Consider the following 13,489-nt stretch of genomic DNA (forward strand, 5'->3'; position numbering starts at 1 on the left):
GGCTCACTCCGCCGGCTGCGCGACAAGGGGCCGGTCGGTGGCATCCTCCGTCGTTCCGCGCATCGTGGCGCGACAGTTCCAGGCGCAGATCACGGCCCCGGTCAGGAACAGCCCTCCGCCGATGGTGCGCAGCAGGTAATAGGGGGCCATCGCCTCGACCGACTGGACAAAGCTGTAGGACAGCGCGCCGTTCTCGTCATAGGCCCGCCACATCAGCCCCTGCGTGATCCCGGCGTTCCACATCGATATGACGTAGACGAGTGTGCCTGTGACGGCGAGCCAGAAGTGCCATTCGACGGCCCGTGGCGACGCCATCTCCGTCTTGCCACTGAGTTGCGGAACCAGCGTATAGATCGCACCAAAGACGATCATCGCCACCCATCCGAGCGTGCCGGAATGGACGTGGCCCACGGTCCAGTCGGTGTAGTGCGACAGCGAATTGACCGGGCGAATGGCGAGGAACGATCCTTCGAAGGTCGACAGACCATAGAACACCGCGGCCACGAACATGAAGCGCAGCGTGGCGTCGTCGCGCACCTTGTGCCAGGCGCCGTTCAGCGTCGCGATGGCATTGCCCGCCGAGGCCCAGCTTGGCACCAGCAACATTACCGAAAATGTCATGCCGAGCGTCTGCGCCCAGTAAGGCAGCGCGGTGTAATGCAGGTGGTGCGAGCCCACCCAGATATAGAAGAAGGTGATGCCCCAGAAGCTGACGATCGACAGGCGGTAGGACCAGATCGGTCGCCCGGACCGCACCGGGAGAAAATAATAGAGCATTCCGAGGAACCCCGCGGTCAGGAAGAAGGCAACCGCATTGTGGCCATACCACCATTGCACCATGGCATCCTGCACGCCCGACCAGATCGGAAAGCTCTCTGCCGTCGTCCAGCGCACGGGAAGCGCGAGGTTGTTGACGATGTGCAGCATCGCCACAACGAGGATGAAGGCCAGGTAATACCAGTTGGCGACATAGATATGCGGCTCGTTCCGGCGGGCAAGCGTGCGGATATATAAGACGAAATACGTCACCCAGATCACCACCAGCCAAAGATCCGCATACCATTCGGCCTCGGCATATTCCTTGGATTGGGTTGACCCCATCAGATAGCCGGTGACGGCCCAGGCGCAAAACAGGTTGTAGCCGATGAGCACGACCCAGGGGCTCAGATTGTCGGCGAGCCGCGCGCGCGAGGTGCGTTGCAGGACGTGGAAAGACGTGGCGATCAGCGCGTTTCCGCCAAAGCCGAAGATAATCCCGGTCGTGTGCACGGGACGCAGTCGACCGAAGCTGGTAGCCGGCCAAGGCGGCGTTCCCTCTGGCCAGTACAAGAGCGCTGCAACCCAGACGCCGATGCCCATGCCGATCATCGCCCAGATCAGTGTCATGACAAGTCCGAAACGGGTCGGCGCGTCATAGTAGCGTTGCAACCGATTGGCCGGTGGCTCGGGATCATAGAGCGCGCCGCCGAGCAGAAATGCGAGCGCGATCCCGAGCCCGAGCGCCATGAACCCGTGGGCCGACATGACCCCGTGACGCGCCGATGCAGCCATGGCAAGGCCCATCAGGGCCAGCAGGACCGACAGAAACATTCCAACCCGGCGTTCGGAAACCGACAACGATGCTGTCATCTTGATCTGCCTTTCTTCGTCATGCGGCTGCCGGTTCGGGAAGGGCGATATCGGCGAGCGTGGATCTGTTCAGATCGGCGATGAACTGACGCTCCGCCTGTCGAAGCCGGGATTTCAGGCGGCAACATCCGTCGATCGAACAATCTCCGCCATCCGGCCCGAAACACTCAACGAGCGACTGTCCCTGTTCGAGCAGCCGCACGACGTCGCCAAGCCGGATCTCGGCGGGGCTGGATCGCAAGACAGCGCCCCCATTCACCCCGCGTCGGGTCTCGACGATGCCTGCCTGCGCGAGCCGTTGCATGATCTTCGCCAGGTGGTTGCGCGATAGTTTGAACTCCTCTGCCAAATCTGCCGTTGAGAACGCCCGGTCGGGCGCGCTCGCCATCCGCATCAGCATTCGAAGTCCGTAGTCGGTGAAGGAGGTAAGGTTCATGGCGTCCCGCAGATCTCCAAATCGGTATTTACAATACCTATTTAGCAGAGATAGCATGAGACTCAAGATCAATTTCCCGAGGCCCCCATGTCGACTGCCGTCTCACAGATCAATTCCGCCCGCCCGCAAACGACCGCCGAGATCATGGCGCGGACCGGGCTGGACGAAGAAAAGCTGACCGAGCTGGTGCATTGCTTCTATGGCAAGGTGCGCGCGGACCCGGCGCTTGGTCCGATCTTCGCGGAGCGGATTTCGGATTGGGGCCCGCACTTGGAGCGCATGGTGGCCTTCTGGTCTTCGGTCGCGTTGATGACGGGCCGGTATCACGGGGCCCCGGTGCCGGCCCATATCGGCCTGCCCGTGGACTGGGATCATTTCGACCGCTGGCTGGTGCTGTTTCGCGAAACCGCGACCGAAACCTGCCCACCCGAAGGCGCTGCGCATGTCATCGAACGCGCCGAGCGGATCGCGCGCTCGCTGCATATGGCGGTCGAGGATGCGAAGCCCCGGACAATTCCATCACTGCTCTGACCCGAGGATACGAACATGACAAAACCACTGCCCCCGCAAGACCCGAGCGACCTGACCAGTTTCATCGAAACCGAGTATCACGCGAAACACCGTGCCCAGCTTCCTGAACTGGCGACCTTGTCGGAAAAGGTCGAAGCGGTCCATGCCGGGCAAACGGATGTTCCCGCGGGATTGGCCGACCTGCTGCACCGGATGATCGGTGACCTCGAAGTTCACATGAAGAAAGAGGAACTGATCCTGTTCCCCGCCATTCGCAATGCGGCGGCGGGGCTGGATGCGCCGATTGCGGCGATGCGCGCGGATCATGACGACCACGAAGCCGAAGTCGGCCAAATCCGGCAGTTGACCAACAACCTGACATTGCCGGATGGCGCCTGCCGAAGCTGGACGCGGCTTTATACCGGGGTCGGTGAATTCCTTGACGACCTCGAAGAGCATATCCGGCTGGAGAACGACGTGCTGTTTCCGCAATTCGAAACGCAGGAGACAGGCCATGTCTGAGCTACACCTCCCAAAACCCACCAGGGACCTTGTCGACCGGCGTCATGCCCTGGCACCCGATGCCGAAGACGCATTCCGCGCGTTCTCGAAAGCGGTGTTCGCCGAAGGGGCGCTCGATACACGCACCAAGCAGCTCATCGCTGTGGCCGTGGCGCATGTGACCCAATGCCCGTGGTGCATCGAAGGCCATGTCAAGGCGGCCAAGCGTGAGGGGGCCTCGGGCGAACAGATCATGGAAGCCATCTGGGTTGCATCCGAAATGCGCGCCGGGGCGGCCTGGGCACATGCGCTGAAGGCGGTGGAGATGATCGGCGACACGGGCCAACCGGACAGCTGATGCCCCCGGCAAGGCCCCCCATCCCCGACACCCTCGGCGAGCGTATCCGCGTCAAGCGGATCTATCGCGCAGCGCGGGTGTCGGATGGCAAGCGGATTCTGGTCGATCGTCTTTGGCCACGCGGCGTGGCGAAGGACCGCGCCCGACTGTTCGACTGGTGCAAGGACATCGCGCCGAGCGATACGTTGCGACACTGGTTTCATGCCAATCCCGATCAGTGGCAGGACTTCGTCACGCGCTACCGGGCGGAACTCGCCACGCGCGAAGATTTGGTGTGCGAGCTTGCCGGATACGCGCAGGGCGATATCGTCACGCTGCTCTATGCCTCGAAGGACGAAGAACACAACAATGCCATCGTGCTGCGGGACTGCCTGCGCCAATGGTTGGAAAGGGAGAGGAAAAATGATGGACCGGCCCAATGACGAGGCTCTGCGAACGCCGCTTCGCGATCTGCTCGGATGCGAGGTGCCCATCCTGCTGGCCGGCATGGGCGGCGTGTCCCGATGGGACCTGGCGGCGGCGGTGGCCAATGCGGGCGGCTACGGGATGTTGGGCATGGTGCGCGAACCCATCGACCTGATCACACGGGAGGTCACCGCGATGCAGGCGGCAACGGACCGGCCCTTTGCCGTCAATCTGATCCCGGCGGCGACCGACCCGCAGTTGCTTGAGGCGCAGATCGCCTGTTGCCTCGATCTTGGCGTGACGGCCTTCTGCTTTTTCTGGGATGTGATGCCGGATGTGGTGGCGCGGGTGAAAGACGCGGGATGTCTCGTATTGCATCAGGTCGGAACGGAGGCCGCCTCGCGGATGGCCGAAGCGGCCGGGGCGGATGTGATCATCGCACAGGGGATCGAGGCGGGCGGCCATGTGCACGGACGAAGTCCCGCCTTCGGGCTGGCGGAACAGATACTGGCCGGGACCGACCTGCCGGTCGTGGTCTCGGGCGGGATCGCGACGGGCGAAGGGCTTGCCGCCGCATTGGCGATCGGGGCCAGCGGCGTGCAATGCGGCACCGCCTTTCTGGCGACCGAAGAATCCTTTGCGCATTCCTATCACAAGTCTCGCATCGTCGAGGCCACGGGCGAGGATACGGTGCTGACCGATGTGTTCGTTCTGAACTGGCCCAAGGGCGCTGCGGTGCGGGTGATCGGCAACAGCGTGACGGAGGGTCTAAAGGGCTATTACCTGGGTCACGACCCGGACAGCCTGCCGCGCGAGACCATCGCCCATGACGACGATCAGCCCCGCCTGCGCTTCAGCACGGATTCACCCTTGCGCACCACAACCGGCGATCTGGAAGCGATGGCGCTCTATGCCGGTCAGGGCGCGGGAAATATTGCCGATATCGTCCCTGCGGCCCCACGTCTGAACGCCATGGTCGCGCAGGCCCGGCATATCCTGAAGGGCCCGGTGCGTAACGGTTTCACGGCGATGTCATGAGCGACGACTTCAAGAGCTTCCGCTGCCAAAGCGACTTTTCCTCACCGCCCTGCTATGCCGCAGAGGTTGCGCCGGAGTATTTCGATCCGCTGGCGGTCGATCCCGAACAAGCCCGCGACGTGGCCCGCTGGCGCAAGGCCGAACGCACCCGCCTGCGCGACGCGCGCCTGGCACTGTCGGTCGCCGAGCGCAAGGAGATCGGCGCGGCGCTGGCCGGGTACCTGCGGCAGGTGTTGCAAGACCGCTTCGGCGGGGCGCAGGGCAAGGTCTTTTCCGCGTACTGGCCGATCAAGGGCGAACCCGACCTGCGCCCGCTAATGGCCGACCTGCACGAGGCTGGCGTGACCGTCGCCCTGCCGTTGGTCGAAACCAAAGCCGCCCCGCTCACCTTTCGCCGCTGGACGCCCGAAACCCGCATGGTGCGCGGCGATTGGAACATTCCCGTTCCGCCGCCGGACGCCCCCGTCGTCACGCCCGACATCGCGCTTGCCCCCCTCGTTGGCTGGACGGCGGATGGCTATCGCCTCGGCTATGGCGGGGGCTATTTCGACCGGACATTGGCGGCGCTGAACCCGAAACCCTCTGTCATCGGCATCGGGATCAAAGCGGCGCAGCTTGCAACCATATATCCGCAACCCCATGACATTCCTCTCGATCTGATCCTGACCGAGACCGGATTGCACAGCGGTTGAGGATCAAATAGATGGATTAATAAATGTGCATTTGCCTTGCTGACGCACACATTTTCCGCACCCCTTTCACATTCCCCCTAAAGCGACGAAGTACATGAAGAATATCGATGAAAAGCTGCAACCGATCCTTGCCGAAGTAATGCGGCGCAATGCCGGCGAGCCAGAATTTCACCAGGCCGTCCACGAGGTGATGGAAAGCCTCGGGCGCGTGGTCGCAAAGAACCCCGATTACCTTGAGCAAGCGCTCATCGAACGCATCTGCGAGCCAGAGCGTCAGATCATCTTTCGCATTCCCTGGGTGGACGATCAGGGCAACGTCCAGATCAATCGCGGCTTTCGCGTCCAGTTCAACTCGGCCCTCGGCCCCTATAAGGGCGGGATGCGTTTCCACCCCTCGGTCAACCTGGGGATCATCAAGTTCTTGGGCTTCGAACAGATCTTCAAAAATGCACTGACCGGCCTGCCGATCGGTGGCGGCAAGGGCGGTACGGATTTCGATCCCAAGGGTAAATCCGATGGCGAGATCATGCGTTTCTGCCAATCGCTCATGACCGAACTGCACCGCCATCTGGGCGAGCAGACCGATGTGCCAGCCGGCGATATCGGTGTAGGCGGGCGCGAAATCGGATACATGTTCGGCCAGTACAAGCGCCTGACAAACCGATACGAGTCGGGCGTATTCACCGGCAAAGCCATTGCCCACGGCGGATCCCGCGCTCGAACCGAGGCAACGGGTTTCGGCAACACCTATTTTACCAAGGCCATGCTTGAAACGCGCCAGACCGATTTCGACGGCAAGCGCGTGGTCGTGTCCGGTGCGGGAAATGTGGCAATCCACACCATCGAGAAAGTGCAGTCATTTGGCGGCATGGTCATCGCCTGTTCGGATTCCAGCGGTTATGTCATAGACGAAGCTGGGATTGACCTGTCTTTGCTTCAGGAAGTCAAGTCCATACGCCGCAAGCGCATCTCGGAATATGCGCGCCTTCGGGGGAACAGCGCGCATTTTGTGTCGACCGACAAAGGATCAATTTGGGATTTGCCCTGTGACGTGGCGATGCCCTCGGCCACCCAGAACGAATTGACGGGCAAGGATGCAAAGTCACTGGTTAAGAACGGTGTGCTGGCTGTCGGCGAAGGCGCGAACATGCCCTGCACCCCCGAGGCGATCCGCATCCTGCGCGAGGCCGGCATCCTGTTCGGGCCTGGCAAAGCTGCAAACGCGGGGGGCGTTGCAACGTCGGCACTGGAAATGCAGCAAAACGCCAGCCGTGATCGCTGGAGCTTTGAGCAGACCGAACAACGGCTGGCACAGATCATGAAGAGCATCCATGATCGTTGTGCTGAAACTGCCGATGAGTATGGCGCGCCCGGCGACTATGTCCTGGGCGCCAACATCGCCGGTTTCGTGCGGGTTGCCGAAGCGATGCGTATGCTTGGGGTGATCTGAGCCAATCCGGAGAACTATCGGAAGACCAGGGCGATCTCTTCGTTGCCGAGCAGCCTCCACTCACCCGGGTCGAGGCTGTCTGGCAGGCAAAGATTGCCAAGACGTTCACGTCGAAGGGTCTCGACGAAATTGCCCGCAGCGGCGAACATACGGCGAACCTGATGGTATCGGCCTTCGGTCACGGTAATCAGGGCTTCGGTTTCCGATATGATTTCCAACACCGCCGGTGCCAGCGGTTTGTCTTCGCCCTTGAGCGTGAGTGTACCCGACGCAAACAGAGCGATTTCTTTACCGTCGAGTGGACGTGCCAGTATGGCGCGATAGGCCTTGCTGATCTGACTTTTGGGGCTGCTGATCCGGTGCAGAAGGTTGCCATCATCGGTCAGCAGCAGGAGCCCTGATGTTTGTTTGTCCAAACGGCCAATGGTTGAAATCGCGGGATCGCGGCGCCGCCAACGTGCGGGCAAGATGTCATAGACAAGTGCGCCCGCCTCCTTGTGCGAACAGGTCACCCCCACAGGTTTGTTCATCAACACGACCATACCTGCAAGCGGATCAAGCGCCTTTCCCGCGACTGTCATACGGCTTGGCAGATCCGCACTGATAGGGATGCGAACGGCGGCGTCCAAGATATCTTCCTGATCGAAGACAATACCACCATAGCGTGCCAACTGCGCGATGTCCTTGCGTGTGCCATAGCCCATCGAAGACAAGAGCTTGTCGACGCGTGTAGTTGAAACCTTTGACATATCCGGTTTCCTTGTGGATCATATTCAGTGCAGAGGGAAACACACTCTCTCTCTCACTGCGGTAGACGACAGAGCGACAGGCAGGATTTGCTACTTCCGAGAGGTTACGAGACTGATATCACGGTTAACGTTCTGCGCTGTTCCGCACGGGTGTCCCAATGAAACGATGTGCCTTCGGGCAATCCAAGAAGCGCTACCCCGATCGGCGTCATGACGGAAATCTTGCCGTGCGCGATATCGGCATCCTCGGGATAGACAAGCATCACTGTTCTTTCCTGCCCAAAGAATTCATCGCGATACGTGACCCTGTTTCCGATCGCGACCACATTCGCCGGCAACTTTGCCGCAGGCAGGATTTTTGCGCGGCCAAGCTCTTCCAGCAAACGCTCGGCCAGATCGGCATTGCGCGCTATCGCGCCTTCTGCCAGCGCTTCCAGATGGTCTAGATCATCGGCATTGATGATGATCTTCGGATTTCGTGTCCGACGACTACGCGACTTAGTAAGTTCTTGCGGTGCCATGGTGGCCGCTCCTTATGTGAAGAAATGCAACAGTGCGGGAAGCAGACGGACCCGTTGGTCCGGTTCAGGTCTGTCAGGAGATTTCAGATTGCCTGGGTCACGCGCGAAACCGTGACGGATCGAACGGATCCGTTTTCGCACAGCAAGGGCGCGCGTTGACCAGCCAACATCCCGATGAGGGTTACGCCCAAGATCGAATATGCAGGGATGACCCCCGTGCCCTGCCCCCATCGAGCCCGATGGACGAGCAGACCATCCTGAACCGGACCTTGGTCAATAACGTATTGGAATTGACGACCGCTCGTTACCATACGCGCGGCGTAAAGGTTTTTGACTGGTTTCAGTGTCATCAACTTGTGTCGAATAATATATGATAGCATAATCTCAGCACGGTCTTGCGACTCATCGCATTGCTCCTGATATGCTTTCAGCCTGTGATAGTCAGCTTCCGGAACTGGCGAACACTCGCGCGGCCCGTTTTGACCGTTAAGCTGTTTCTCAAAAGTAGAAAACCGATGTTCGTGGATGTTGGACATGACTTCCCCCATGGCCACCGTGGCCGCGTGCTCATCATTGAAACTTGAGGAGACCCCGGGGGTGCAGCAGGCGTAAACGCGCCTAGACCGCCCGGGGAAGCGGGCGGTTCAGCAGAAGAAAACGATAGTGATCTGCATGTTCCAACATACCTCTAGAGTTAGGCAGTCAAATTGGTTGTGTCAATCAGATCGATTTCGACGTCGCACTATCGGCGGGCCTGTGACACCTCGTTCATTGGCGTTCTTCACGATTGCTGGCATGATCAGAACACAGGAGCACCGGGCACCAGAGGGCTGGTGCTACCAAGTGCCCGAGGAGCGAAAATATCCGAAAGAAAGGCGCACTCTGCATGCATGTTCTGCTCACGCGACCATCCTTCCAAGCCGAACTCATGCGGCCTTGTCTGGAACAAAGAGGATGCAAGGTTTCAGTTGAACCGATCTTGAACGTGTCTTCGGCAGGCCCGAACACAGACGCGTTCCGCGGAGTCGACATTTTCGTTGTTACGTCCATCTTTGCGTCTTTGTATATCGTCAACGCGGGCTTTCTGAAGACGACCACACCGATCTATGCCGTTGGGCCGGGAACGGCGGCGCCGCTACGCCAGGCGGGATTCTCGCGGATCTTTCAAGCAGACGGTGACGCAAAAAGCCTTCTCGATCTCATCCTGAAAGAAGTCAGGCCAACGGATGGGACGATCACCTACCTGAGTGGACAGAACATTACCGCAGACATCGCACAAGATCTGGTCTGTCGGGGCTACAAGGCTCGACGTGTCGTCGTCTACAAAGCCGAGCCCGCGCAGACCCTGTCTGAGGCAACTCGGGACTTGATAAGCAGGCGGAGTATCAATTGCGTTATTTTCATGTCCTACCGGACCGCAGATTTCTTCACGGAACTATGCCATTCGTCCGGGCTTTCAGATTGCTTGGGTTCCGCGACCGCGGCAGTGCTTTCCGACAAGGTGGCAAGCGGCCTGATATGGAACCAGTGGAAAGAGGTTCAGGTGGCGGCGGCGCCGTCAAACGATTCCATCATTGACCTTGTTTGCCCTACCAAGTGAGCCTTCCACCCCCCGCCGGATGGCCAGGGTTTTCGTGAATGGAGTGATCGGCTGTGCCACCTCCTTCCATTGCGCTGAGTCCGCTTTTTCAGCCCCGATGGTCAGCGCGGCAGGGTATCCGAGGTGCTTTCGGTCCTGTTCCGATGCAGGATCAGACGCACTCCCCACAGGCAGGCAATTGCCCACCCGCTTCCAGCGAACCACCCGGCCAGCACATCCGTTGGCCAGTGCACGCCGAGATAAACCCGGCTGATACCAACCATGACCGTCACCGTTATCGCCAACGAGAGAACATAGATTTTCAGACGCCTGTCGCGCAGAAAGTGCGCGATCAGTGCTCCAAGGGTCAAATAACAGACCGCTGCCATCATGGAGTGGCCAGAGGGAAAGCTTGCGGTGCTGACGATTGAACCATGTGGCGCGAGCTCAGAACGGGGACGGTCAAAGGCCGTCTTCGCAAGACTAGATGCCACGATACCTCCGCCCACAGTCCCAAGCAAATACACCATCAACGCAAAGTCCCGTCTGAGCAGAAAGAAACCCGCGGTGGCGAGGGTTGTCACCGTCAGTATGGCGACGCCCCCCAAGGCAGTTACATCGCGCGCCATCTCCTGAAGCCATAATGGTCCAAGGGGTTCGCTGATATCGCGAGCCTTTCTGAGCAACAACAGAATATCGCTGTCGAGGTCATGGGTCGCACCTTCAATTACCTTGTCGGCCAGCTCGGCGAAGGCCCAGAACAAGGCGACGAACAAGGTTAGAAACAGGAGCGAGCTCAGTTCCACATTCCTGCGAAGCCATCTGATGACCGGCTGTTGTTCCCCAAGGGATAGCCCCATTCTTAAATCTCCTGACCATGTTTTGATAGCTCTAAGCAGACCGTGTTGCTCGCCCCAGCCGTCCCACTCTGGCGCTATCTGGCCGTTCGTTGCAACTGATGTTGCATTCCCAAGGCGAAGCGACCATGTTCGAACAATGACGAGATTCGTTTTTCATAAGAGGTTCCTGCAATATGCAGGAAATCTGCTGAACCGCAGGTAGCCCCGAGCGGGCAACATTTGTGTTGTCGGGCTTCGGGGATTGATCGGTCCGCCACAACAAACTCACCGGAACATGATTTAACCACCTCGGCGTGGTATTGGCGTGTTTGGGGTGTGCTTTGGCTTAACCTCTTTATGATGGACGAACACATGTCTGCATTCGAACAACGCGATGCGCACGTCTCTATGTATCGACGCATCATTTGCCGTTTGCATGGAAAGATATTCCGGCAATGGATTCGGGTACCATACAAGAGATGGCTACGACGCAAAATGATCGCGTCCCTCGCTGCTCTGGATAACAATACGCTTTGGGATATTGGCATTCCGCGAAATGAAATCGAAGCCGCTGTAGATCGCGTTGTCGACTCATCAACGACAGATCTGAGTGCAAACGGTATCAGGCATCATTTCCTTGCAAGCAGTCATGCTGCGAGAGTGCGACATGTACGCAATGCTGATCGGACTGCCAGAGAGAGTGTCTTGTCATGACTGAACTCTACCTCCTATTCCGGAACATTGTTCCGACGCGCAGGCAACCCGGGGCAGCTTGAAAAACGCATACCACGTGGCTGTTCCGGGACTTTCACCAACGTCTGAAACGTAAATACTATGGCAATGTCTTTGTCGCTTGAGGAGGTTGAAATGACCTATCCTAACCAAAATGTAGATGCTCTCGAGGCCAATTCCAAGGGCAGCAACGAGTACGAAATATTGAAAGCGCACGCGCTTGGCTGCCGACTTTCCCAGTTCGATAAGCGCGCTCTTACAGAGTATCTAAATCACGCCGATCAGATGGGCACAGGTGTCTACTTGGCGTTGTCTCGACTGTTACGCAGAAAATTGAAATATGCACCAGATCTGATTGGAAATGACCCATTGGACTCGATTGCTATACGAGGGTCCCGGATCTCATTCGCAATCGACAAGCTACGACCACAGAATGGCCGATTGTTAAGTCGCGAATTCTATCAGCCTGGGCAAGACGACATTAGTTTGGCATCTCTGCTTGGTGCCACCTTGATCGGAATGAGTGCCGGTGAAAGCGCGCCATTTCTACAAGCTGATGGTTCATTCAGGCAAGTGCATTTGATCAGTGTGGATTACCAACCCGCACTCCACATTCTTGAAAAACAATAGGTTTCGAATGGTCCAAGTTCGCTTGCTTAGACTTGTACGTGCATCTAGCAGGCGGACCTTTTGTGAAAAAACACAACAAGACAATGCCTTGGCAGACCAGTGACAAACCCTGTCATTATGGCGGGGTTTTTATTTTTCGCTCTTTTGGGTGAGGGTTTTTCGGTGGATCAGGCTGGCTGAGGCGCGCCTTTCCACATCGCCATTGCGATCTTTTTGATGTTCTGGGCTGTGGCTGCGAGGAGGGCTTGGGTCTGGACTTTAGCGAGGCTTCTGAAGCGGGCGTATCGGTGGCCGAAGAGCTGTTTGGCATCTGCAAAAGATCGTTCGACTGTTTCCTTTCGGCGTTTGTAGAGCCTTTTGCCCCAATAGGTCAGCCGGTGGGCATCGACGCGCTCGCGGGCATCCGCCCAGACGTGCCGGGTGCCCGCGTGCAGCTCCACCAGCATTGATCAGCTTGTCGTAGCTCTTTGAAGCAAGTGAGTGGTCTGCAGATCCCGGGCGGCGAAGTCGATAAGGGCCCGAATCTTTCGAGGCAGGGTCCGACCTTCGAGATAGACGGCGCTGACCGGTCCCCCGTCCATGTCGAAATCCTCCAGCAGGGGAACGAGGCGGCCAGTGTCCAGCATGTCCGCGATCGCGAACCGGGGCGCATAGGCGATCCCCATGCCGGCGGTCGCAAGCTCGATTGCCGCCCGAGCCGAGTTGACATGGAACCGGCCCCGCACCTGTGCGACAATCTCGGTGTCGTTCTTTCTGAACACCCACCGATGCGGTTGGCGGCGGTTCATGTCGACGATGCAGGCGTGATGCACGAGTTCGTCAGGTGATTGCGGAGATCCTTGGAATTTCACGTAGTCGGGATGAACCACCAGGCAGCTATGGAAGACACCAAGCTTGCGGGTCTTGAGCGAAAGTGTCTCTGACACACCTATCCGGAACGCCAGGTCGATGCCGTCGGCGGCCAGATCGACGTAGCGGTCGTCCAGCCTCAGATCGAAGGTCAGATCCGGGTGCGCTTCGGCGAACCGGGCCAGCATGCCGGCCACGTAGACTTCGCCGAAGGTCACGGGCGCCGAGACCCGGACGATCCCGCTCAGGCCGCGCGATCCTTCCGAGACATTGCTCAGGAGAGCATCAAGCTCGTCGAGGACGGCCGGCGCCCGCGCAAGGAGATCCTCCCCGGCCGGTGTCAACCCGACCTTCCGGGTCGTCCGCTGGAGCAAGCGCGTGCCGAGGCGCGCCTCCAGTTCGGCCACGTATTTCGAAGTCAGGCGGTTCGAGACCCCCAGTTGCTCGGCTCCGGCAGTGAAGGAGCCGGTCCGCGCGGTGGCCACGAAAGCCTTGAGTTCGTCCACGATATCCATATCGACCCCTTTAAGAACAAAATCGGGATAGTCATTCAATAACATCGTCATTTTAT

General features: G+C 59.0%; 16 protein-coding genes and 1 pseudogene. 9 read left to right on the forward strand and 8 right to left on the reverse strand.

Annotated features, from left to right (window positions below; all coding sequences use genetic code 11):
• Positions 1–3: 3 nt before the first annotated feature.
• Positions 4–1,629 (reverse strand): cytochrome-c oxidase, cbb3-type subunit I, encoded by a 1,626-nt coding sequence (ccoN, locus tag ABWV23_RS16685; RefSeq protein WP_107754752.1) that lies wholly within the window; start codon positions 1,627–1,629, stop codon positions 4–6.
• 19 nt (positions 1,630–1,648) lie between these two features.
• Positions 1,649–2,065, reverse strand: a complete 417-nt coding sequence (locus ABWV23_RS16690) for an RrF2 family transcriptional regulator (RefSeq protein ID WP_353349781.1) — start codon at positions 2,063–2,065, stop codon at positions 1,649–1,651.
• Between the two features lie 87 nt (positions 2,066–2,152).
• On the opposite strand from ABWV23_RS16690, the gene ABWV23_RS16695 reads away from it, so the two are divergent.
• The 7 genes from ABWV23_RS16695 (at position 2,153) to gdhA (ending at position 7,019) form a co-directional block, all read left to right on the forward strand.
• On the forward strand, positions 2,153–2,596 hold the full coding sequence (locus tag ABWV23_RS16695; RefSeq protein ID WP_353349783.1) for a group III truncated hemoglobin: 444 nt from the start codon (positions 2,153–2,155) through the stop codon (positions 2,594–2,596).
• Positions 2,597–2,611: 15 nt separating this feature from the next.
• A complete protein-coding gene (locus tag ABWV23_RS16700) occupies positions 2,612–3,097 on the forward strand; it encodes a hemerythrin domain-containing protein (RefSeq protein ID WP_353349785.1) in 486 nt (161 codons plus the stop codon).
• Complete coding sequence (locus tag ABWV23_RS16705; RefSeq protein ID WP_107754756.1) at positions 3,090–3,434, forward strand: carboxymuconolactone decarboxylase family protein; 345 nt, start codon at positions 3,090–3,092, stop codon at positions 3,432–3,434. Before ABWV23_RS16700 ends, ABWV23_RS16705 begins: the two co-directional genes overlap by 8 nt.
• On the forward strand, positions 3,434–3,856 hold the full coding sequence (locus ABWV23_RS16710; RefSeq protein WP_353349788.1) for a DUF488 domain-containing protein: 423 nt from the start codon (positions 3,434–3,436) through the stop codon (positions 3,854–3,856). The genes ABWV23_RS16705 and ABWV23_RS16710 overlap by 1 nt, the downstream gene beginning before the upstream one ends.
• The gene (locus ABWV23_RS16715; protein ID WP_353349790.1) at positions 3,837–4,877 is read left to right on the forward strand and encodes an NAD(P)H-dependent flavin oxidoreductase; all 1,041 of its coding nucleotides are present in this window, start codon (positions 3,837–3,839) and stop codon (positions 4,875–4,877) included. The genes ABWV23_RS16710 and ABWV23_RS16715 overlap by 20 nt, the downstream gene beginning before the upstream one ends.
• Positions 4,874–5,569: a 5-formyltetrahydrofolate cyclo-ligase gene (locus ABWV23_RS16720; RefSeq protein WP_353349792.1), complete on the forward strand. Its 696-nt coding sequence runs from the start codon at positions 4,874–4,876 to the stop codon at positions 5,567–5,569. Before ABWV23_RS16715 ends, ABWV23_RS16720 begins: the two co-directional genes overlap by 4 nt.
• Positions 5,570–5,663: 94 nt before the next feature.
• A complete protein-coding gene (gene gdhA / locus ABWV23_RS16725; RefSeq protein ID WP_353349794.1) occupies positions 5,664–7,019 on the forward strand; it encodes an NADP-specific glutamate dehydrogenase in 1,356 nt (451 codons plus the stop codon).
• Positions 7,020–7,033: 14 nt separating this feature from the next.
• Here gdhA and ABWV23_RS16730 read toward each other — a convergent pair whose 3' ends face one another.
• The 3 genes from ABWV23_RS16730 to ABWV23_RS16740 all read right to left on the reverse strand — a co-directional run bounded on the left by ABWV23_RS16730 (position 7,034) and on the right by ABWV23_RS16740 (position 8,825).
• Positions 7,034–7,768, reverse strand: a complete 735-nt coding sequence (locus tag ABWV23_RS16730; RefSeq protein WP_353349796.1) for a 16S rRNA pseudouridine(516) synthase — start codon at positions 7,766–7,768, stop codon at positions 7,034–7,036.
• Positions 7,769–7,872: 104 nt separating this feature from the next.
• The gene (gene rnk / locus ABWV23_RS16735) at positions 7,873–8,289 is read right to left on the reverse strand and encodes a nucleoside diphosphate kinase regulator (protein WP_353349798.1); all 417 of its coding nucleotides are present in this window, start codon (positions 8,287–8,289) and stop codon (positions 7,873–7,875) included.
• Between the two features lie 83 nt (positions 8,290–8,372).
• Positions 8,373–8,825, reverse strand: coding sequence for a hypothetical protein (locus tag ABWV23_RS16740; protein ID WP_353349800.1), 453 nt, complete (start codon positions 8,823–8,825; stop codon positions 8,373–8,375).
• Positions 8,826–9,175: 350 nt separating this feature from the next.
• Here ABWV23_RS16740 and ABWV23_RS16745 point away from each other — a divergent pair, with 350 nt between their 5' ends.
• Positions 9,176–9,889, forward strand: a complete 714-nt coding sequence (locus ABWV23_RS16745; protein WP_353349802.1) for a uroporphyrinogen-III synthase — start codon at positions 9,176–9,178, stop codon at positions 9,887–9,889.
• A gap of 101 nt (positions 9,890–9,990) precedes the next feature.
• Here the strand turns inward: ABWV23_RS16745 and ABWV23_RS16750 are convergent, their stop codons facing one another.
• Positions 9,991–10,728, reverse strand: a complete 738-nt coding sequence (locus ABWV23_RS16750; protein WP_353349804.1) for a phosphatase PAP2 family protein — start codon at positions 10,726–10,728, stop codon at positions 9,991–9,993.
• Positions 10,729–11,574: 846 nt separating this feature from the next.
• Between ABWV23_RS16750 and ABWV23_RS16755 the strand changes: the two genes are divergently transcribed.
• Complete coding sequence (locus tag ABWV23_RS16755; RefSeq protein WP_353349806.1) at positions 11,575–12,069, forward strand: hypothetical protein; 495 nt, start codon at positions 11,575–11,577, stop codon at positions 12,067–12,069.
• Positions 12,070–12,236: 167 nt separating this feature from the next.
• On the opposite strand, the pseudogene ABWV23_RS16760 reads toward ABWV23_RS16755, so the two are convergent.
• Together ABWV23_RS16760 and ABWV23_RS16765 are read right to left on the reverse strand one after the other, a co-directional pair.
• Positions 12,237–12,491, reverse strand: a pseudogene (locus ABWV23_RS16760) (transposase); the annotation flags it as partial.
• Between the two features lie 27 nt (positions 12,492–12,518).
• Positions 12,519–13,433 carry a LysR family transcriptional regulator gene (locus ABWV23_RS16765; protein WP_353349872.1) on the reverse strand — a complete coding sequence of 305 codons (915 nt, stop codon included), beginning with the start codon at positions 13,431–13,433 and terminating at the stop codon, positions 12,519–12,521.
• Positions 13,434–13,489: the final 56 nt, after the last annotated feature.

It is taken from the genome of Aquicoccus sp. SU-CL01552, assembly GCF_040365005.1.
In the GTDB taxonomy this organism is placed as follows: Bacteria; Pseudomonadota; Alphaproteobacteria; order Rhodobacterales; family Rhodobacteraceae; genus Antarcticimicrobium.